The sequence below is a fragment of the Shewanella sp. ENK2 genome (genome assembly GCF_043568515.1).
GTDB lineage: Bacteria > Pseudomonadota > Gammaproteobacteria > Enterobacterales > Shewanellaceae > Shewanella > Shewanella japonica.
In genome coordinates this window covers 3,232,821-3,253,986 of sequence record NZ_CP171406.1, presented here as the reverse complement: position 1 = coordinate 3,253,986, position 21,166 = coordinate 3,232,821, and the positions used below count along the sequence as shown (strand labels likewise).

The 21,166-nt window shown below is 40.9% G+C and carries 15 protein-coding genes and 1 pseudogene; 12 read left to right on the top strand and 4 right to left on the bottom strand.

Going from position 1 to position 21,166, the window contains the following annotated elements; translation table 11 throughout:
• Positions 1-120 precede the first annotated feature (120 nt).
• The gene (gene lptG / locus ACGEDC_RS14250; protein ID WP_055024283.1) at positions 121-1,179 is read right to left on the bottom strand and encodes an LPS export ABC transporter permease LptG; all 1,059 of its coding nucleotides are present in this window, start codon (positions 1,177-1,179) and stop codon (positions 121-123) included.
• Positions 1,179-2,288 carry an LPS export ABC transporter permease LptF gene (lptF, locus tag ACGEDC_RS14245; protein ID WP_394494017.1) on the bottom strand — a complete coding sequence of 370 codons (1,110 nt, stop codon included), beginning with the start codon at positions 2,286-2,288 and terminating at the stop codon, positions 1,179-1,181. Before lptF ends, lptG begins: the two co-directional genes overlap by 1 nt.
• A gap of 255 nt (positions 2,289-2,543) precedes the next feature.
• Here lptF and pepA point away from each other — a divergent pair, with 255 nt between their 5' ends.
• The 3 genes and pseudogenes from pepA (at position 2,544) to ACGEDC_RS14230 (ending at position 7,665) form a co-directional block, all read left to right on the top strand.
• Positions 2,544-4,052, top strand: a complete 1,509-nt coding sequence (gene pepA / locus ACGEDC_RS14240) for a leucyl aminopeptidase (protein ID WP_055024285.1) — start codon at positions 2,544-2,546, stop codon at positions 4,050-4,052.
• Between the two features lie 187 nt (positions 4,053-4,239).
• Entirely contained in the window at positions 4,240-4,692 is a 453-nt protein-coding gene (locus ACGEDC_RS14235) for a DNA polymerase III subunit chi (protein WP_055024286.1), read from the top strand.
• A 58-nt stretch (positions 4,693-4,750) separates the two neighbouring features.
• A pseudogene (locus tag ACGEDC_RS14230) lies at positions 4,751-7,665 on the top strand (valine--tRNA ligase).
• Between the two features lie 131 nt (positions 7,666-7,796).
• Here ACGEDC_RS14230 and ACGEDC_RS14225 read toward each other — a convergent pair.
• Complete coding sequence (locus tag ACGEDC_RS14225) at positions 7,797-8,297, bottom strand: hypothetical protein (protein WP_394494014.1); 501 nt, start codon at positions 8,295-8,297, stop codon at positions 7,797-7,799.
• A gap of 682 nt (positions 8,298-8,979) precedes the next feature.
• Between ACGEDC_RS14225 and ACGEDC_RS14220 the strand changes: the two genes are divergently transcribed.
• Positions 8,980-9,447, top strand: a complete 468-nt coding sequence (locus tag ACGEDC_RS14220) for a hypothetical protein (protein WP_055024289.1) — start codon at positions 8,980-8,982, stop codon at positions 9,445-9,447.
• 195 nt (positions 9,448-9,642) lie between these two features.
• The gene (locus ACGEDC_RS14215; RefSeq protein WP_394494012.1) at positions 9,643-10,434 is read left to right on the top strand and encodes a hypothetical protein; all 792 of its coding nucleotides are present in this window, start codon (positions 9,643-9,645) and stop codon (positions 10,432-10,434) included.
• A gap of 308 nt (positions 10,435-10,742) precedes the next feature.
• Here the strand turns inward: ACGEDC_RS14215 and ACGEDC_RS14210 are convergent, their stop codons facing one another.
• A complete protein-coding gene (locus ACGEDC_RS14210) occupies positions 10,743-10,883 on the bottom strand; it encodes a hypothetical protein (protein ID WP_394494010.1) in 141 nt (46 codons plus the stop codon).
• A 201-nt stretch (positions 10,884-11,084) separates the two neighbouring features.
• On the opposite strand from ACGEDC_RS14210, the gene ACGEDC_RS14205 reads away from it, so the two are divergent.
• The 7 genes from ACGEDC_RS14205 (at position 11,085) to ACGEDC_RS14175 (ending at position 21,098) form a co-directional block, all read left to right on the top strand.
• Positions 11,085-13,607 (top strand): carboxypeptidase-like regulatory domain-containing protein, encoded by a 2,523-nt coding sequence (locus ACGEDC_RS14205; protein ID WP_394494008.1) that lies wholly within the window; start codon positions 11,085-11,087, stop codon positions 13,605-13,607.
• Between the two features lie 84 nt (positions 13,608-13,691).
• Positions 13,692-14,108 (top strand): hypothetical protein, encoded by a 417-nt coding sequence (locus ACGEDC_RS14200; protein WP_055024292.1) that lies wholly within the window; start codon positions 13,692-13,694, stop codon positions 14,106-14,108.
• A 252-nt stretch (positions 14,109-14,360) separates the two neighbouring features.
• Positions 14,361-14,696, top strand: a complete 336-nt coding sequence (locus tag ACGEDC_RS14195; protein ID WP_192022295.1) for a PBPRA1643 family SWIM/SEC-C metal-binding motif protein — start codon at positions 14,361-14,363, stop codon at positions 14,694-14,696.
• Between the two features lie 325 nt (positions 14,697-15,021).
• Positions 15,022-15,627: a hypothetical protein gene (locus ACGEDC_RS14190; protein WP_394494005.1), complete on the top strand. Its 606-nt coding sequence runs from the start codon at positions 15,022-15,024 to the stop codon at positions 15,625-15,627.
• Positions 15,627-17,978: an EAL domain-containing protein gene (locus ACGEDC_RS14185; RefSeq protein ID WP_394494003.1), complete on the top strand. Its 2,352-nt coding sequence runs from the start codon at positions 15,627-15,629 to the stop codon at positions 17,976-17,978. The genes ACGEDC_RS14190 and ACGEDC_RS14185 overlap by 1 nt, the downstream gene beginning before the upstream one ends.
• A gap of 42 nt (positions 17,979-18,020) precedes the next feature.
• Positions 18,021-19,265, top strand: coding sequence for a hypothetical protein (locus ACGEDC_RS14180; protein WP_394494001.1), 1,245 nt, complete (start codon positions 18,021-18,023; stop codon positions 19,263-19,265).
• 306 nt (positions 19,266-19,571) lie between these two features.
• The gene (locus ACGEDC_RS14175) at positions 19,572-21,098 is read left to right on the top strand and encodes an MFS transporter (protein ID WP_055024296.1); all 1,527 of its coding nucleotides are present in this window, start codon (positions 19,572-19,574) and stop codon (positions 21,096-21,098) included.
• Positions 21,099-21,166: the final 68 nt, after the last annotated feature.

Below are 21,166 nucleotides of genomic sequence, written 5' to 3'. Positions count from 1 at the left end.
CATTTCTATTCCCATCATTAACATTCTTTGTTGATATTCCATGAATAAAAAAGCCAGCAACGGCTGGCTTTTTAGGACTATTTTTTAAATAAGATGTCGTTTGTATTTGGCGCAATTAAGTTACTTACGAATATAGTAAAGCGCACCTAAACTAAATAATAACGGCGGCATCCCAGCACTGATGTATGCTGGCAGACCATAAACAATACTCAACGGTCCAAAGATTTCGCTACAGATATAAAAACTAAACCCAGCCACCACGCCTAATAACACTCGTGCGCCCATTGTTACCGTTCGTAAAGGTCCAAATACGAAAGATAAGGCAACCAAAATCATCACAGCGACCGTCACTGGTTGCATAATTTTACGCCAAAGCGCTAATTCATAACGACTAGGATCTTGTTGATTTACTTTCAAGTAATCCAAATAGCCAATGAGTCCTTGAATACTCAAGGCTTCAGGTTTTACCGATACGACACTTAGCTTATCTGGGGTGAGTGTTGAGTTCCACACTCTTTCTTCTTGGTACTCTAGGGTAATCTTTTCTTCTGTGATGTGCGTATTTTTCACATCCATTAATCGCCATACACCATTAGCGAAATTCGCTCGCATCGCTTGGGTCATGGTTTTTAATTTAAGGTCATCATCAAATTCATAAAAAGTGATATTGTTGAGGGTGTTAATGGACTCTACCTCGCCAATATTGACAAATAAATCACCGTCTCTCGCCCATACACCACGATGAGACTTAATCAAACTACCGCCAGATACCTTAGTTGCTTGTAGCTCTTTAGCACTTCGTTCAGCAACTGGAGCGCCCCACTCGCCTAATGCCATAACAATAATCATGAGGGGAATAGCTGTTTTCATTGCAGAAACAGTGATTTGTAATCGAGACATGCCTGAAGCCTGCATCACGACTAATTCTGAATTAGAGGCGAGCATCCCCATACCAATTAACGCACCCAGTAATACCGCGATAGGGAAAAACAACTCAATATCACGCGGAATTAAATACAGCACATAAATTACTGCATCTAACATGGTATAAGCACCACGCCCCACAACTCGCAGTTGATCAACCCATTTAATAATTCCTGACAAACCTGTCAAGATAAGTAGACATAAGGCAGATGTACTAATAATAACGCGAGCAATGTAGAGGTCTAATATTTTCATCATGCCACCTGCTTGCGCTTAAAGCTTTGCAGTAATTTGGCGCCACTTGGACGTTCCTTACCTAACAAAAATAATCCTATCACTAATGCGGACCCATGGATCCACCACATGCCTAAAGCAAGTGGTATAACTTCATCTTCCAAGGCTTTTCGACCTGCAACCATTAATCCGAAATAGCCCAAATAAAGCAAAATAGCAGGGAACATTTTAGCAAACTTACCTTGCCTTACATTGACACGAGCTAATGGCACAGCAATTAACGTCATCAGTGGAATAGCTAGTGGTAACGCTAATCGCCACTGGAACTCTGCAACCGCCTCTGGCCCAGGTGTATCAAGTAGCTCACCCACTGGCAGTGCAGACATTTTACGCCGCCTTTCATCCACTTCTTGCTCTTTAATTTCCATCCGATAACCACCAAACTCAATCATTTGATAGTCGAGGTTTTGAGCGCTACCTTGATAACGAATACCATTATCTAACTGTAATTGTTGACTGCCAAAGCTGTCTTCAACGACACGACCTTGCTCAGAAACAACAATATTAGTTAGGCCTTCTTCGTCTTCTGGATCAGGAAGTTGCGCAACAAAAACTTTTTCAAGTTCATTGGACTTAGATATTTTTTCTACAAAAAGAACCGCCCTACCATTTGGACTTGCCTGAAAACGCCCTTGAACAATCGCAGCAAGACCTGCTTCTGACTGGGCCTGCTCTAATACTTGATTTTGCCTCTCTTCCGCCCACGGGCCAACATACACAGATAAAATACCTGTGAATATTAAATTGGCCACGGCAATCAGTAAGGTAACGCGAGTAACATACCACTCACTGATCCCAACGCCATGGAGCACCACCATTTCGTTTTCGGCATACATTCGCCCGTGAGCAAGTAAAATGCCCAAGAAAAAACTTAATGGCAGCACCAATACCGTCAATTGCGGTAAATTTAGACCTAATAAGGTCAATACTAATGTGGCGGGAAATTCGCCATTTGAGGCATCCCCTAATACACGCACAAATTGCTGGCTAATAAAAATAGTTAATAGCACCAAAAGTATCGCAAATTGCGCTTTTAAAACTTCAACGATCAAGTATCTAAATACAATCACAGGTAGGATCCACTGTCTAAACTTGTCTTTTTGCTGGTATCAGAGTAAGTTCACTATAAAATGTCTGCTTTTAGCAGTTATTGATAGTTTTCTGACCAGCTCGTGAGCTTCCTTTAGTGTAATTCATTTAGCAGCTATAGCAGAAAATTACCAAGGATTTATTTCCTTAAAGGGTTGTAAATATGGCCTAACAGGCCTAATTAAAACATTATCTAATAAATATAAAAATTTGTCTTTAATAATCTAGGAGTGCTCATGGAGTTTAGCGTAAAGAGCGGCAGCCCCGAGAAGCAACGTTCAGCTTGTATCGTTGTCGGTGTATACGAACCACGTCGTTTATCTGGTATCGCGGAGCAATTGGATAAAATCAGTGAAGGTTACATCAGTAACCTACTTCGACGCGGTGATTTAGAAGGCAAGCCAGGACAGATGTTGTTATTACATCATGTTCCGAATGTGCTAAGTGAGCGCGTTTTATTGGTTGGTTGTGGTAAAGAGCGTGAACTTGATGAGCGCCAATACAAACAAATCATCACCAAAACCATCAATACTTTAAACGAAACAGGTTCGATGGAAGCGGTTTGCTTCTTGACTGAATTGCACGTTAAAGGTCGCGATACGTACTGGAAAGTTCGCCAAGCCGTTGAGACGACTTATAACAGCTTATACAGTTTTGACACCTTAAAAACACGTAAAGGCGAAACTCGTCGTCCATTACGTAAAATGGTGTTTAATGTACCGACACGTCGTGAACTAACGATTGGTGAACGTGCAATCGATCATGGAATGGCTGTCGCATCAGGTATGGATTTATGTCGTGACGTTGCCAATATGCCACCTAATATCTGTAATCCTGCTTACCTTGCATCTCAAGCTCGTCAGATTGGTGAAGTTCACCAAAACCTGACAGTAACGACTGTCGGTGAAGAGCAAATGGCTAAGCTAGGCATGAACTCATACCTAGCAGTTGGCCGTGCCAGTGCCAATGAATCCATTATGACAATCATGGAGTACAAAGGCGCTGTTGATGAAACAGAAAAGCCAATTGTCCTCATTGGTAAAGGCCTGACGTTTGACTCAGGCGGCATCTCATTAAAACCAGGTGATGGCATGGATGAGATGAAATATGACATGGGCGGCGCAGCAGGTGTTATTGGCGCAATGAAAGCCTTATGTGAAATGAATTTACCTATAAACGTTATTGGTATTCTTGCTGGCTGTGAAAACATGCCATCAGGTGATGCTTACCGTCCAGGTGACATTTTAACCACTATGTCAGGCCAAACTGTCGAAGTATTAAATACTGATGCAGAAGGACGCTTAGTGCTTTGTGATGTACTGACTTATGTTGAACGTTACGATCCTGAATTGGTTATCGATACCGCAACACTAACTGGCGCTTGTGTGATTGCCTTAGGTAAACATGCCTCTGGTTTATTCTCTTCGCATAACCCGTTAGCTCACGAACTATTAAATGCGGGTGAGCAATCAGGTGACCGAGCATGGCGTATGCCGATTTGGGATGAGTATCAAGAAATGCTTGAGAGCCCATTTGCTGACATGACTAACTTAGGTGGTCGTCCAGCAGGGTCTATTACTGCAGCATGTTTCTTATCTCGTTTCACTAAGAAATATAACTGGGCACATATCGATGTGGCTGGTACAGCTTGGAACAGCGGCGCAAATAAAGGTTCTACAGGTCGCCCTGTGCCATTATTAAGTCAGTTCTTAATTAACAGAGCTGGTGTTGATCAAGGCGAATAAACCTTATTATCCAAGTTAGACAATGCGTTTTATGAAAAAAGGTGAAGAAATCATTCTTCACCTTTTTTATTTATAAATGATTTAAAACTAATCACATCTAAATGTTAATTTAACCGCTGTCCGCCCTAGCCCCACGAGTTGCTTTTAGTGTAAAATCCGTCTTTACTTCGTCAAATATAGTAAAAGCATGCCAAAGACTCTGTTTTACTTAATGCCCGCCATCAATACACAGCCAAGTGCAATCGAAAGTGTATTTTTAAGCGCCTGCCAATTAGCAGAAAAGCATTATCGTCAGCAGCAATTAATTTATATTCATTGCCAAGACAAGCAGCAGGCATACGCCATTGACGAATTACTTTGGCAATTTGAGCCAACGGCATTTGTTCCCCACAATTTAAAAGGGGAAGGACCGGTAACCGGTTCACCTGTGGAAATTGGTTTTGATAAATTAGGCGCGAATAAAAGCCGCCATTTACTCATTAACCTCGCAGATCAAGTGCCATCATTTGCGGTTAACTTTCCGCATATTATCGATTTTGTTGCTAATGATGATGCGCTTAAACAAATTGCACGTGCTCGCTATCGCGAATATAAGCAATTAGGCATTGAACTCACAACAACTGAGTTCACTGGCGTTTAAGTCAGTTGATTCGTTAACAATACCAACTATTAATTTAGATTGAGAAAACAAAAATCCCATGGAAAAAACATATAATCCGCAGTCAATTGAGCAATCTCTTTACCAAAACTGGGAAGAGCAAGGCTACTTCAAACCACATGGCGATGAGTCAAAAGGTAACTATTGCATCATGATCCCGCCACCGAATGTGACGGGTAGTTTGCACATGGGTCATGCATTCCAAGATACCATCATGGATACCTTGACTCGTTACCAACGCATGAAGGGTAAAAATACCCTTTGGCAAGTGGGTACTGACCATGCCGGTATTGCAACTCAAATGCTGGTTGAACGTAAAGTCTTTGCAGAAGAAGGATTAGGCCGCCACGACTTAGGCCGCGATAACTTTATTGAACGCATTTGGGATTGGAAAAATGAATCTGGCGGTACTATTACTAAACAGCTACGTCGTTTAGGCGCATCAGTTGATTGGGACCGTGAACGTTTTACCATGGATGAAGGCATGTCTGAAGCCGTACAAGAAGTGTTTGTACGTCTATACGATGATGAGTTGATTTACCGTGGTAAACGCTTAGTAAATTGGGATCCAAAACTGCACACTGCAATTTCTGATCTTGAAGTTGAAAACAAAGAAAAGCAAGGTAGCATGTGGCATTTCCGCTACCCGCTTGCTGATGGCGCATTAACTGCTGATGGTAAAGACTATTTAGAAGTCGCCACCACACGTCCTGAAACCATGTTAGGTGATAGTGCTGTTGCAGTTCACCCTGACGATGAACGTTATCAATCACTGATTGGTAAGTTCATTTTATTGCCAATCGTAAACCGTCTTATTCCTATCGTAGCTGACGATTATGTCGACATGGAATTTGGTACAGGTTGTGTAAAAATCACACCCGCACATGACTTTAACGATTACGAAGTTGGTAAACGTCATGCCCTGCCAATGTTCAACATATTAACCATCAATGCTGAAATCCGCAGTGCTGCAGAAGTCGTCAATACAGATGGTACAGCAAATAATGAACTTGATAACAGCTTGCCTGAACGCTATGCCGGTCTTGAACGTTTTGCCGCCCGTAAAGCCATTGTTGAAGAGTTCGAAACATTAGGTTTACTTGGCAAAATCGACCCTCACGGATTGAAAGTGCCTTATGGCGATCGTTCAGGTGTGGTAATCGAGCCATTACTGACCGACCAATGGTATGTATCAGTTGCACCTATGGCGAAAACTGCGATGGAAGCCGTAGATAACGGTGACATCAAGTTCGTACCACAACAATACGAGAACATGTACAACTCTTGGATGCGCGATATTCAAGACTGGTGTATCTCTCGCCAACTTTGGTGGGGACATCGTATCCCTGCTTGGTACGACGAAGCAGGTAAAGTCTATGTAGGTCGTGACGAAGCTGAAGTTCGTGCAAAGCATAACTTAGATGAGTCTATTGTCTTACGCCAAGATAACGATGTGTTAGACACATGGTTTAGCTCTGCGTTATGGACATTCTCAACATTAGGTTGGCCAAAAAACACCGAAGAATTAAAAGCTTTCCACCCAACAGATGTGTTGGTTACAGGCTTTGATATTATTTTCTTCTGGGTTGCCCGTATGATCATGATGACCATGCATTTCATTAAAGATGAAAATGGCAAACCGCAAGTCCCGTTCAAGACTGTGTATGTGACAGGTCTTATCCGTGATGAAGCGGGTAACAAAATGTCGAAGTCTAAAGGTAATGTACTTGACCCATTAGACATGATTGACGGTATTGACCTTGAGTCACTTGTGACTAAGCGTACTGGCAACATGATGCAGCCTAAACTTGCAGCTAAAATTGAAAAAAGCACGCGCAAAGAGTTTGCAGACGGTATCGAAGCACATGGTACTGATGCGCTACGTTTCACTTTAGCGTCAATGGCTTCAACAGGACGTGACATCAACTGGGACATGAAACGCCTAGACGGTTACCGCAGTTTCTGTAACAAAATCTGGAATGCTTCACGCTACGTTCTAATGAACACCGAAGTACAAGCTGAAGGCGCTGATGATGATGCTATCGGTGAAGCGTTAGATTGCGGTCAACTGCTCGTTGATGGCAAGCCAGGTGCGATGGAGTTGTCTCTTGCTGATCGCTGGATTATCGGTTTGTTCAATCAAACGGTAAAAGCTTATGATGAGCATATGGCAAACTACCGCTTTGACTTAGCCGCTAACACTATTTATGAGTTCACTTGGAATCAGTTCTGTGACTGGTACTTAGAGCTAACGAAGCCTGTAATGCAAAGCGGCAGCGAAGCACAGCTTCGTGGTACACGTCATACTCTAGTCACTGTACTAGAACAAATGCAGCGTTTAATGCACCCAATGATGCCTTATCTCACCGAAACTATCTGGCAGCGCATTAAACCGCTAGCAGGAGTTGAGGGAGAGACGTTAATGTTGGCTGAATTCCCTGAATTTGATGCCACTAAAGTAGACTCTCAAGCGATGGAAGATCTTGAGTGGGTTAAGCAAGTGATTACGGCTGTACGTAATATTCGTGCAGAACTTAACATTGCTCCTTCTAAGCCACTTAACGCCCTACTACGCGGCGTGAGTGAACAAGACAAAGCACGTCTAGAAGCAAACCAAACCTTCTTCAATACCCTAGCTAAGCTTGAATCTATGACTATTCTTGCCGACGGAGAAACAGCGCCAATGTCGACAACACAGCTTGTAGGCGATATGGAGTTGTTAATTCCAATGGCTGGATTAATTGATGTTGCTAAAGAAGTGGCTCGTATCGACAAGCTACTTGAAAAGCAGCTGGCGAGTTCAAACGTATTGAAGGCAAGTTATCGAATCAAGGGTTTGTCGCTAAAGCACCTGCAGCCGTGATTGAAAAAGAGCGTGCTAAACAAGCGGAATACCAACGAGATATTGAAAAGCTAACCGAACAAAAAGCTGAACTGGCTAAACTAGAAAGTTAACCTCAGTAATACGAAAAAGGCCATCAACAAAAGTTGATGGCCTTTTTTATTTCTTCTATGTCTAAATTGACTTGCACAGTCAAAGCCCTATTTGTGAACGGCTGCCGATCTTAGATGCTAGATGGGGAAACTTATTGCTCATTGACGCTTAAGGTATATTGCGGATATTTAGCCCCTTGGCTAGATTTTTTATTCGCCACAACCTTAGCGCCTATTTCGATGTACTCTCCATCGACACCAGGATTGTCTAACCCCATTGCAGGAAACGTTTTATAAGTGGTATTTTTATAGCGAATTTTAATGTTTTTTATTTGGATTAGCGGCTCATTATTCAAACTAATAAAATTAATCGTTATGGGATCGCTAGTATCAGAAGTAATAAAATAGCGCCCTTGATAATAATCATCATCAAGCAACGTCGCATTGGTTGAATTACCAATCCCGCCTTTCCAGTTCACTACCACAGTAGAACTTGTTCCACTATTTTGTAACACCGTAGGAAATTTAATAGGCTGAATTTCTGTAATAACAATTTGTGCGAAGGCTGAAGAACAACACAGCACACTTAACGCAGTGAACAAGGTCAACTTTATGAGCTGGAGATATCTGGAAGAGTCAATACAAGTCGGCATACCGCTGACCACCCAATTTTATTATTATTTTTATTAGTCATTGATTTTAAGTTATTTTAAAAACAAAAATGTAATTAATAAACCTTAAGAAAATAAAAGCTAAATTAAGTCTATAAAAACATTTTGTATCAAATAGTCTTATCAATATTTTCTCGCATCATCTCAATAATGTTACAAAAAATCAACAAACTCATTTAAGAAAGTCAGACAATGTTGACGAGTTCAGTCTACTCAATTTTTCGTTGAATTCTGTAAAACTCTCAGCCTAAGATCAATATTGTACATTTTTAAATCAAAAGATCGTCTAGATGAAACCTTGTTAGCTGACCAAAAAACAAACAAAAAATACCGTTATATCAACAGCATCACAAAACCAACTAAACTACTCAACTAATAAATAAGATCTTTCATAGCCGATATTATTCTAATTTTCATAGAGTTAAACGCTAGTTTGAAATCTAATACTTTGTAGCTAGTATTTTAAATTAAACTTTAGCAATAACTTATAACTCTTCGCTATATAAAGAAATGCAAGACACAATTGTAACCAAAGTGTTGCAAATTATTTCAATACTGCTATTTTGACTTTGCCCATTGATTAAGTCCTTGTTTAAAAGCGACAAATATCCACATAAAAATTATGGGCTATTAAAATTATAATATTACACCTGGGAACAATAAAATGACTAAAAAAATACTACTATCATCTGTTATCGCCTCTACACTATTTCTTTCTACTCAAGTGGGTGCCGCAGACGAAACAGGTACTGCTAACTTCAACTTAATCTACCCAATCACTGTATCTGAAACGACCCAAATGGAATTTGGTGATGTATCTATCGCTGCTGATGGCCAGTGTGCTCTTGATTACTCAGATACAACTTCTGGAGCTGCATGTGTTGCTGGTGGTAATGCTGCACGTACTGGTGTGTTCAATGTGGCTGCCGCTGACGGAACAGTAAACCTTTCAGTATCTGGTCCTGATACGTCTGTTTCTGGCGTTACGTTTACCCCAACTCTTGCTAGTGCAACGGGTACTGTCTCTGGTAATACGTTAGACGTTGATGTTGCTGGTACACTTGATATCGTTGCAGCTTCAGCAACTGAAGGGACTCACGCACTGTCTTACACTCTTTCAGTGGTTTACTAAACCTGTTATCTGATTTAAGCAATTTACCCTAACCTATATTGCTTACATCACCAGTAACATTGATGAATCCCGCAACGTGGTTGCGGGATTATATTCACCCCACTAACAAACAAAATTAAAATAAGCTCGAAGTAAGCTAACAATAATAATTAATAAATTTGCATTTAATGCATCAAAATTTAGCTGGGCAACAATATGAAAAACTTACTACTTATAACCACTTTGGTGTTAAGTCTTATACCTAGTGTGAGCGCAAACTTACTCGTGACACCAACCCGTGTCGAACTTGACAACCAGCGCAACAAAAGCGCCGTTTTTTCATTAGTTAATAAAAGCAGCGACACCGCTCGCTACGAAATTTACCTTGAAGACAAACAGTTACTCTCCAATGACGAGTTTTTAACTTTAGAGCCTAAAACAAGTCCAACTTCACTTGTCAGTTTCACCCGTTACTCTCCTCGACGAGTCAGTTTATCCCCTGAGCAAGGTGCAAGAGTAAGGCTTGCTGTGCGTCCGCCAAAAGACATCAAAGCTGGTGAATACCGAAGCTACATCGTTTTTCATCAAATCCCTTTAGCCCCGACCACAGTTTCAGACACCACCGAATCCAATGACACGATGAACTTATCAGTCACAGCCTATTTACGTATTGCCATTCCGGTGATCATGAGAGTCGGTGATTTAATCGCAGAATTAACAGTGAACGGAGAATTGCTAGCAAGCCCAGATAATCAGCAACAACTAATTGTTGATATCGGCCGCAGCGGTCAACGTAGCAGTTACGGTGATATTGAAGTGTATGACAGTGCATCTCATCAATTAGTTGGCAGTTTAAAAAATGCATCCATCTATACTGAAAACGATCAACGTCGATTTGCTATAACACTTAACCAAGCAGTAAAACCTGGGACGGATCTACTGATTAGATATGTTGAAAATGACACTTTATTCGAGGCTAAAACAATCGAATCAGTGATCAAATTATAAGGACAGTGTGACTGAAAAACACCTACTTTATCTCGGCAGATTATGCTTTTTCGGCATATCAACCGTATAGCAAAATATACTTTTTGTATTTGTTTATTATTGCTATACATAGAAACAATCAATCCAGGGCTTGAATCATCAACGCCCTGGAGAACCGATTCAATTGATTTTATTGCCAATCTCAATCTCGCCGCCTCAAACAACCAATCCCAACATAAAGAAAGGGAAATCCCTGACAAAGAAGCTACCGTCAATGACTCGTTAACGAAAACGGGCTCATCATTACAGCAAAGCACTTCATTTCAACGTCAAACCAAATCAAAAAAAATGGCGTCAGAATCAATAACAACTACGCCAGAACCTGAGTTAACTATCACATCAAAGCCGATAGCACTTACATCAACAGTATTAACTTCAGCTTCTACTTCAGCGTTAGTCAACCCCGCCATAGTGAACTCTGAAAGCAAGAAAAAGTTAACATTAAGCCTGAAACAGTCTCTTCTAAGACAACATCAACAATTGACTCTGCCCCCATTAATGGCCTTAGCAACCAGCGTCCTAATCAAGAACTTAGTCAACAATCTAGTCAAAAAACTAGCCAACAAGCGACACTATCTGACGCGCCAAAGCTCATTCAAGCTACCTCGCCAGTGACTGTAGCCTCAACAGCAAATAATCCTGAAATAGCATTAGCGAATTGTTCTCGACGACTGACTCGAAGTTACACAAGCTCTGCAGCAAATGAAGAGCAATTTCTTGTCGGGCAGTTTAATTATGGTTCTGAGCAGCTAAGCGATGAGATTTTTATCTATCAAGATAAAGCAACCCTTTACCTGCCAATACAATTTTTAGCCGATAATTTGATGCTACCGTTACAAGTTAACATGCAACCATTAAGCGTGAGCGGCTGGTATTTGACCACGGAAAACACTGTCGATATAAGCCAACACCTCATGCAATTTACTGCGCAAAATAGTGATTGTAATCAAACCTCAACTGACGTCTATTTTGATGATTGGGACATCTATGTCGATATTGAGGTGGTAGAGCAAATACTGGGATTAGAAATTCACTTTGATCATGCTCGTCAGTTACTTGCGGTGAATGAAAATACCTTAATTCCACTAAGTCAGTTGCTTGATAGGCAAAAGCGCCACCAGCAATTTAATCATCAAAAAAATGCCAATGACCAACAAAGAATGCGTCAAGTAACTAGCGAGTATGCCACGATTGGCGATTTGGCGTTACATGCAGATGTCGGCGTCTCACAACGTAAACAAATAGAAACCCAACAACCGAATGTTGATGGGTTTATCCAAGCAAGGACTGATTTACTCGGACATAGTGCCTATGCTGGTTACTCTTGGTCGGAATACGGCGAAACATTTAACGCCTATATAGAAAAAGCAATGGCCGACACTTGGGTTAAATACTATCGACTTGGCAGTATCGACTCCCATAATTTGGCGTTGGTTTCAGGCGCCAGCTCTGGTGAAGGTCTCATTCTTAATGCTGGTGACGCATTTTCAGATGACATTAGATACATTGTCGTTGAAGGTGAGTTAGAGCCAGGGTGGGATGTTGAATTATACCGAAATGGCGGTTTAATCAGTGTCCAACGTGTTGGTGACAATGGACAATATCGCTTTGAACAAGTGCCCTATTATATTGGAACTAACCAATACCAATTACGTTTATTTGGGCCAAATGGTGAAACACGAACAGAGTCCTTTAGTAAACTGCTCGACCCTTCTTTAATGCAAGCCGACAGCTTCGGAATGAACTTTGGCGTGATGCAACGAGAGCAAGATGATTTAAAACAAGTTTATGCGAGTGCGAACTGGGCGGTATCTGATAACTTCTCGGCTGGTATTGCCTTAATTGAGCAACAGGTTAGTGATAACAAATGGCTGTTCAACCCTTCTTTGACTTTCAGTATGTTAACGGACAACAGCGTCTGGCAACTTAATCTCACAGGAAATGAAACTGGAACAGCAGCTAACATTATTGCCCAAGGAAGTAATAGCCTAATTGACTGGCAAGCTGAATGGGCACACTACCAAGACTTTGAATCATGGGAAAATCCAAATAACCAAGTAAAACAACTGGCCAATATTAATGTGAATGGCAACCTAGACCACACGAATATGAGCTGGGGGCTCAATGGCTCATGGCAAGAACAAAACTTTGGTACAGACAGTATTTACCTTGGAGCAACTGTAGCAGGCCAGTTTCAGCACCTAGCATTGAGTAACGAGTTAAGTTGGCAAAACATTGCCGATACACAACGTTGGGCCAATCGATTAGCTCTTTCAGGTCGAGTCTCCGACTGGTACTTACGTAGCTATGCTGATATTGCACTGCTGCCCACAACAGAACTCACTCAGTTAGTGTCTAATGCCAGTACGTCTTTAAGCGAGCAAAGTAACTATCAGTTTGAAGTTCGTTACCAACCAACGGCATTAGCAGAAGTCACGGTGAGAAACTCTTTATCTTATTTTTTAGATACCAGTACCTTAAGGCTGACATTAGAAAATGACTCTGAAGGTGATTGGTTTGCACAATTTAAGTGGAGTAGTTCTGCGCTATTAATTGCACCCGATAACACTTGGTTACTCGACAGAGTTAGCCATTTAAATACTGGAAGTATAAAAATTATCGCTTTTCAAGATGACAACAACAACGGCCTATTTGATGAAGATGAATTGCCACTCAGTGGTCTACGTTTTTCAGGCCATAGTCAAGCTGATAGCGCAACGGATGAGCGCGGCCAGTTATTAATTACCCACATACAAACTTCAAGACCACATCGCCTTGTGCTAAATGAGCAATCACTACCAGACCCATTTTTACTGCCTCAAAACAGCATTTTATTAGTAAACGCTCATCCAGGGAATGTAGCAGAAGTGCTATTTCCTGTGTTATTTACTGCAGAGCTAGATGGCGAGATATTTTATGATGATGGGGTTGCGGCAAAAGGTGTGCTGGTGACGTTAATTGATGACGCTGATAATCAATATCATGCCCGAGTAGAGTACGATGGAGTGTTTATCTTTGAGCAACTGGTACCCGGTCGCTATCAAATTGAAATCAATAAACAACGCCAAGCCACACCAATCGAACTGAAGCCAGGTGAATATGTGACCCTCGCCACACAAACCATTTCTCGTTAAACCAAAACAAGATAAATAAGTGCGCATTTATTCAGCAACAACTAGAATAAATTATGGATTTATTGATGTGGAAACAAGTAAAGCATGTCACTCTTTATGTTGGTGGTTGCCGTTTCACAAGCCCATTTTAACTTAGTGACCCCTGTGTCTATTGAGCAAATTCGACCAATGGATCTTGGAATGATATACAACCAAGCCAACGTTAATTGCCAGTTAGATCAATTTAACCGTCAGGGTAACGGCTGCCTCACTTCCGATAATCAGCTCGGTCAATTTAAAATTCAAGGTAATGGCGAGTCTTCCATTAACGTGAGGGTTTACCCAACTTCCACGTCCAACGTATTATTTACCCCTATTCTGCCCAATGGCAATCAGCAGCAATCATTTGCTTTATCTGAAACAGCAACAATTATCAATGTCGGTGGCAAAGTGGATGTGCTTAACGATGAAAATGTTGGGCAACAGCAATTGTCATACACCATTGAAGTGAATTATCACTAACCGACAAAACAACGCAATGGCTCTTTCTTTCACAGGTCTTTATTGTAAGTGCTAAACAATACTCGCATATTGGCAAGTGTTTCTAGTCAATTGCTCTGATTTCCTGTATAAGCATCGCCTCTAGAATATTTTTCAACTTTCTTAACCAAGCACTTTGTTTGCAAATATCAAAACCAACAAGCTTGCACGTTATAAAAGTCAATCAATATAAAGATTCAATTTTTCATATTTATAAGATGGGCAGGTACGATTATGTCAGACAAATTTTTCTTCAAAGGCCGTCAAACGCCTAAACCTGCCTATGGCGAAAGTGGTTACAATACTAAACGTCAGGCTAAGCTTGGCACTAAAGTTAAGCCACTAACCTTGTCAGTTCAAACCGCAGAAAGAGCTGCGCAAGTACAGCAAATACTAGATGACAAAAACCTGTTTGCGAACATGACTGTTGATGAAAATAACCCTGAAAATATTATTGAGCTAGAGGGCATTATCAATAAGCCTACCGCAGTAACAGCCGAAGCAAAAATTAACCGCAACGATCCTTGCAGCTGTGGCAGTGGCAAAAAATACAAAAAGTGCTGTGGTTAATCATGCCTTGGCTTAAGCAATTAATTAGTACAGCTTAAAGCGACACACTAAGCACCACTTTAGCTATAACAATAAAAATGGAATCAAAACATGTTTTTGATTCCATTTTTTGTTATGAAAATATCTTTATTTTGTGAAATATTATAAGCTTAACTTCGTTCTTATTATACTCAGTCATAGTGTGCTTAATAAAAGGCAACACTTTTATCAACAGGTTAATTAATCAACCAACGTGATACTAGAGGTCAGAGTGAACACAGTCATAGCAGTAAAGTCCTTGATAACGGTGGGCATCTTGTGCTGCGCTACCCTAAGTTGGCCCGTCATGAGTCAACAATTTAGTCTCGTCAACAGTAACCATACTCCTATGGCAAATATGGTGGTATATCTCACTCCTACCTCTCCCTCTTCAGCAAAAAAGATAGCCCCTGAATCAACTCAGCCTCCAATTGAAATACATCAAGAAAACAAACAGTTCAGCCCATATATCACGGTTATTCAACAAGGTTACCAACTCAAATTTGTTAATGATGATGATATTACTCACCACATTTATTCGGCATCAGGCCCCAAACGCTTTTCGTTTAAACTACGCAAAGATAGCACTCAACAAGATATGTTATTTGATCAAGCAGGCCACATTTCAATGGGGTGTAACATCCATGACTGGATGAGCGGACATGTGTTGGTGGTCGATACTCCTTATTACGGCGTGACTGATTCAAATGGTAACGTCACATTCGATGAGCTACCTGATTCTGAATATCAACTCGTTGTTTGGCACCCGCAATTACGGGCAGATAACAATCAATTTAGCCAGACGATAATAACGCCTTTAGCAGAGGCATTAACCATACAAATAACTGCATCAATGGACGACATCCCAACTCAACAAAGTTTGGATGACTTTGACTTTCTGGATGGATATTAATGCGAAATACGTTCAATAGTATTCAAACTCGAATATTCATCTTTTTCATGGTGTTATTAATAGCTGTTCAAGCTATTTCTTTTGCCATTAATTACTATTCGAATAAACGTTTAGAAAAACAGCAGTTAGAAAACCAACTGTCAGTAGCTGAGTTGGTATTTAAGTCAGAATATGACAACCGAAATTACTATTTATCCGCTTTTGCCGAAACGGCTGCAAAAGACTTTGGTCTTAAAGATATTTTTATTGATGGTGACAGCCGCAGTTTTTTGGTGGCATTAAATAATCATCGAAAACGCATCAATGCAGACTTAGCTATTGCAGTTGATCATCAAGGGAATGTGATTGGCGAGCTGTTAACGACAGCAAAAGGACCTAACAAAGGCAAAGTTAATGTTGGACCAGAGCAAGGTCAGCCATTTAGATTCCCGCTCGCAACAGAATTTGAAACCAATAGCCCCATATACCCTCTTGGCGAGCATGTTTATCAGTTAAGGTTTTCACCATTAACCAGTGGCGCAGCAAACATTATTGGCTGGGTGGGCTTTGGCTTTATTATTGGCGACGAGTTAACGCATTCGTTATCGGAGCAAACCGGCTTGAACACAGGATTTTTGCTCACATCTGAAAAAAGTAACCAATTAATTAGCCTCTCCAATACCAGATTCACCCACGAAGACCATCAAGTCATCAGTGACTTTATTGAACACGATCAAACCAATGATGAATACATTTTATGGCAATCAGATTTAGGTGAGGTTAAGCGTGATAGCCAAGATAATGTTCAACTACATGCCTTTATGTATTTGAGTCGCAATGCTGCGCTTGAATCAGCACAAGATCATTGGTTTCAACAATTATTATTGATTTTATTAATGTTGCCGATGTCACTATTTGTGGCCTACATTATTGCTCGAGGTGTCACTAAGCCACTTACATTATTGATAAAACAAGCTCGATTTATTGCAAAAGGTAATTACAATTCAAAGGTAGAAGTTGGCAACAGTGCAGAAATGAAAGAACTCGCTGAAGAAATCACTGCCATGCAACAAGCCATATTAAGCCGTGAAAACAAAATCGCCTTTCAAGCCTATCATGACCCACTGACCAATCTAGGTAATAAAAACGAGTTAATCCGCATCACCTCGAGTTGGTTCGAAAGCAAATCTCCATTAGCAATATGCCTGATTAATATTCGTCGTATGACTGAAATCAACGGTACGTTAGGTCATGTTGTTGGCGATATGGTGATCACAGAAGTTGGCCGTCGATTAGCAAGCTTTGATGAAATAGATCTCGTCTGCCGTATTAACGGCGATGAATTTGTCCTTGCTATTGAGCACACAGAGCAAAAATCACTTACCGCATTAATTAATCATGTCCAACAAACTGTTGAAGCCAATTACTGCTATCAAGACATTTCGTTGCATTTACAAACCACTATCGGCATCAGTTTTGTTTATTACCCAAGTGATCTCGAAACACTATTACGCCAAGCCGACACCGCCTTACAGTATGCAAAGAAACACCGTCAGCATTTACAGATTTACCACCAGCAAATTGATGTTAATACCGTAGACAGACTGCAATTAGTCAACGACCTAAAACCGGCAATTGAGCAAGATGAGCTAGTGTTATTTTACCAACCTAAGCTGAACCTCAAGCTCAATAAAGTGACCCATGTAGAGGCATTGGTTCGTTGGCAACATCCGATAAGAGGCATGATCCCGCCAGATAGCTTTATTCCTATCGCTGAAAAAATGGGACAAATGAATGCTCTAACGAACTGGGTAATCAATCAAGCGCTAGACCAATACCTACTATGGCAACAACAAGGAGTTGAGCTGTCCATAGCAATCAATATTTCAGCTGAGAATTTAAAGGATGATCAATTTTGCCAGCATATTTTGCAAATGATTAAAGATAAGAAAGTGCCTATCGAAGCATTAACACTGGAGATCACCGAGGATGCCGTTGTTGCCGACCCTGAACATGCCATCAAGCAACTTACAGAGCTCAAGCAGCATGGGCTTAAGCTATCAATTGATGATTACGGTACAGGCTACTCCTCTTTAGCCCAGCTAAAACAACTTCCCGTGGATGAGCTAAAAATTGACAAGTCATTTGTGCAAAACTTGATGAGCAGCGAAGACGATAAAATTATTGTCAGTTCAACCTTGCAGCTTGCCCATAACCTAGGTTTAAAAGTGGTTGCTGAAGGCATTGAAGATGAAGGTTCTCTGAAATGGTTAACCCAGCGAGGCTGTGAAATGGGCCAAGGCTTTTACTTGTCAAAACCCGTTGATGCCGAAAAGTTAACCCAATGGTTATCACAATCAAATTACCGTTAACACGTCACTAATCCGTTATAAATAAATCAATAAGGTACGCGGATGAAATATTGGAAAAGAACAGGAAAATGGATTTGTATTTTATGTTTAGCTTGTCATTCAGCCACTGCTGCAGAACATCACTTTTCAGGCCTGATTGATGTAAGAGCCAGTTACACAGATGGCACTGAATCTTATGTCGATGGTGGTTTAGGAAAATTTCGCTTTGATGACGGCACTCAATTATCACTTTCCCAAGTTGGCCTGACCTATAAAGTGGATTGGGAAAACGCATTTTCAGCACATGTGACAGCCAATGGTTATCTTGATAATACCCGTAATGATATTGGTATTACCGAAGCATTTTTAAATTATCGCAGTTTGCCCTGGCAAAATGGCCTTAGGTTAAAAGGTCGATTAGGCTTAATGTACCCTGATTTTTCTCTGGAAAATATCGCCACGGCTTGGTCTTCCCCTTATACATTAAGCTATTCGGCGATAAACAGCTGGTTAGGTGAGGAGTTTCGCCATCTTGGTGCAGAACTCACCCTTGAGCGCTTAGGAAAATTGCATAACTCAAAACATGACTTAGCCTTATCTGCAGCTTTATTCCAATATAATGATACCGCTGGCGCCATACTCGCTTGGCATGGTTGGACACTCAGCTCCCGTCAAACCTTACTCCATGAATCCTTGCCATTAAGTAATATGCCCAGCTTAGCAGGAGGCAGTTTAGATGATCAGGCCGATGAATCAGATCCTTTTATCGAACTAGATGATCGTTTTGGTTATCACGTACATGGTCAATGGCGATTTAAAGGAAATGGCGAAGTGTCATTAGGTTATTATGATAACAATGCCAATACTCTCGTCTTTAAGAATGGCCAATATGCTTGGCTGACAAAGTTTACTCATGCTGGTGTCAAATGGCGTTTACCCTACCAAATCGAACTCATCAGCCAAATCATGTATGGCAGCACGTTGATGCAGTCACCAGAAGCTGTAGATGTGGTTAATAATGACTATCAAGCCGCCTTTGTTTTATTAACTAAACGTTGGGATAAACATCGCCTGACTATTCGAGCAGAAGATTTTGAGGTATCAGACAATGATGCCACGTTCGACGATAACAATAATGAACAAGGCAATGCCCTCACCTTGTCGTATCAATATCGTTTACAAAAAAGCTGGTTTATCCAAGCTGAGTATAACCGTATAGACGCGACTCGTGATGCCAGAGTTGAACAAGGTTTACCCAAAGAGATGCTAGAGCAGCAGTGGCAATTAGCCACTAGATGGTATTTCTAACACCCAGCTGCCGCTTCATTAGCCATGGATTGGCTGTTACCGCTTTTTTACTTCATAACAAATCATGCCTAAGTGGTTAAAAAATAATTTGAAGAACGGTTATCCATAATTAAAAAAGCAGCAACCTGCGCAATAATCAGTCCATATTTCAATTGTGTAACCCTCGCATGACGCCAATCTTCCCCTCAAAGATTTAACATTCAATATAAAGCGCAATTTTTATCACAGTTCTTTTGTATTTTGTTTCAAATTAGGTAAAGTGTCTGCCAGCTTAATGTTAATAATAATCATAATAAAAGGTGAGATATGAGTGAAAATTCACACTCAGGTAACGACCTCAGTGAAGTAAAACAACTTGGGATGTGGGCATCGATTGCCAGCTTGAGTTATATTTTTTGGATCGTCGGCGGCATGGAGCTGGTTGAACGTATCGCATACTACGGTGTAAAGGCCAGTGCTGGTCTTTATGCAAAAGCCCCCACCTCTGAAGGTGGCTTAGGTATTAGCCTTAGCGATTATGGTGTGATCATCGCAATTTGGGCCTTCATGCAAACCTTCATACCTGTCTTTACGGGCGGCATATCAGATCGCGTTGGTTACAAAGAAACCATTTTTGCCTCCACGATAATTAAAATCGCTGGCTATCTTGTCATGGCTTTCTTCCCAAGCTTTTATGGTTTCCTCTTTGGTGCCATTTTGCTGGCGGCGGGTACAGGTATTTTTAAACCGGGTATTCAAGGTACCTTAGTGCTATCCACTGGCAGACAAAACACCTCAATGGCTTGGGGTATATTCTACCAAGTTGTTAATATTGGTGGATTCTTAGGTCCGCTAGTTGCTGTGCATATGCGCCAATTATCTTGGGATAATGTGTTTTATGCCTGTGCTGCCATTATCTCGTTAAACTTTTTATTTCTATTAGCTTATAAAGAGCCAGGAAAAGAAGAACGCCTTGAGCGAAATCGTAAAATTAAATCTGGTGAAATTAAACAAGAAGCGCTATGGCGTGATGCCTTAAACGAGCTTAAAAAACCAGTGGTGATTTACTACATGCTAGTGTTTGCTGGTTTCTGGTTCTTGTTCAATGCCTTATTTGATGTATTGCCTATTCATATTGCAGAATGGGTCGATACCAGTGTGATTGTGACCTCGCTATTTGGCCCCGACGGCACATCTAATGGTTTTTTCCAATTCTGGTTAGGCCTAGATAACACAGGCACTAAGGTCATGCCAGAAGGCATGCTTAACCTCAATGCCGGTATGATTATGACCAGTTGTTTTTTGGTGGCTGCGCTTACTGCTAAATACCGTATTACCACAGCAATGCTAGGTGGTTGTTTGCTGAGTATCCTCGCATTTGTATTTATAGGTGCAACTAATGCGGCATGGATGATTGTACTAGCCATTGCTATGTTCTCTTTCGGTGAAATGATGATTAGCCCGAAGAAAAACGAGTTCATGGGTAATATTGCCCCTGAAGGCAAAAAAGCGATGTACTTAGGTTTTGTGATGTTACCGCAAGGGATTGGCTGGACTCTTGAAGGCTACTTTGGCCCTAAGTTATATGAAATGTACGCATCAAAAGAAGTATTCTCACTACAACTCCTTGCTGAGCGAGGCATGGATGCTGCTACAATTGGCGCTATTCCGCAAGGTGAAGCCTTTAGTACATTAGTGACTTTCACAGGTGAACCTGCTCAAGAACTCACAACCTTGCTGTATAACACCCATAACATTGGTATGGCGTGGTATATCATCGCTGCCATCGGCACTATTTCAGCAGTAGGTATTTTCCTTTACGGTAAATGGTTGTACAAATTACAACAAAGCTAATACCAAACTCTGCATGTAAATAGTAAAAAGCTGACTATGATGTCAGCTTTTTTATGGGGTAAATGTTA

What these genes read in the sequence shown, in the direction of transcription:
- lptG (WP_055024283.1), bottom strand. Translation starts at nt 1,179, where the DNA reads ATGAAAATATTAGACCTCTACATTGCTCGCGTTATTATTAGTACATCT.
- pepA (WP_055024285.1), top strand. Translation starts at nt 2,544, where the DNA reads ATGGAGTTTAGCGTAAAGAGCGGCAGCCCCGAGAAGCAACGTTCAGCT.
- ACGEDC_RS14235 (WP_055024286.1), top strand. Translation starts at nt 4,240, where the DNA reads ATGCCAAAGACTCTGTTTTACTTAATGCCCGCCATCAATACACAGCCA.
- ACGEDC_RS14225 (WP_394494014.1), bottom strand. Translation starts at nt 8,297, where the DNA reads ATGCCGACTTGTATTGACTCTTCCAGATATCTCCAGCTCATAAAGTTG.
- ACGEDC_RS14220 (WP_055024289.1), top strand. Translation starts at nt 8,980, where the DNA reads ATGACTAAAAAAATACTACTATCATCTGTTATCGCCTCTACACTATTT.
- ACGEDC_RS14215 (WP_394494012.1), top strand. Translation starts at nt 9,643, where the DNA reads ATGAAAAACTTACTACTTATAACCACTTTGGTGTTAAGTCTTATACCT.
- ACGEDC_RS14210 (WP_394494010.1), bottom strand. Translation starts at nt 10,883, where the DNA reads ATGGCGGGGTTGACTAACGCTGAAGTAGAAGCTGAAGTTAATACTGTT.
- ACGEDC_RS14200 (WP_055024292.1), top strand. Translation starts at nt 13,692, where the DNA reads ATGTCACTCTTTATGTTGGTGGTTGCCGTTTCACAAGCCCATTTTAAC.
- ACGEDC_RS14195 (WP_192022295.1), top strand. Translation starts at nt 14,361, where the DNA reads ATGTCAGACAAATTTTTCTTCAAAGGCCGTCAAACGCCTAAACCTGCC.
- ACGEDC_RS14190 (WP_394494005.1), top strand. Translation starts at nt 15,022, where the DNA reads ATGAGTCAACAATTTAGTCTCGTCAACAGTAACCATACTCCTATGGCA.
- ACGEDC_RS14185 (WP_394494003.1), top strand. Translation starts at nt 15,627, where the DNA reads ATGCGAAATACGTTCAATAGTATTCAAACTCGAATATTCATCTTTTTC.
- ACGEDC_RS14180 (WP_394494001.1), top strand. Translation starts at nt 18,021, where the DNA reads ATGAAATATTGGAAAAGAACAGGAAAATGGATTTGTATTTTATGTTTA.
- ACGEDC_RS14175 (WP_055024296.1), top strand. Translation starts at nt 19,572, where the DNA reads ATGAGTGAAAATTCACACTCAGGTAACGACCTCAGTGAAGTAAAACAA.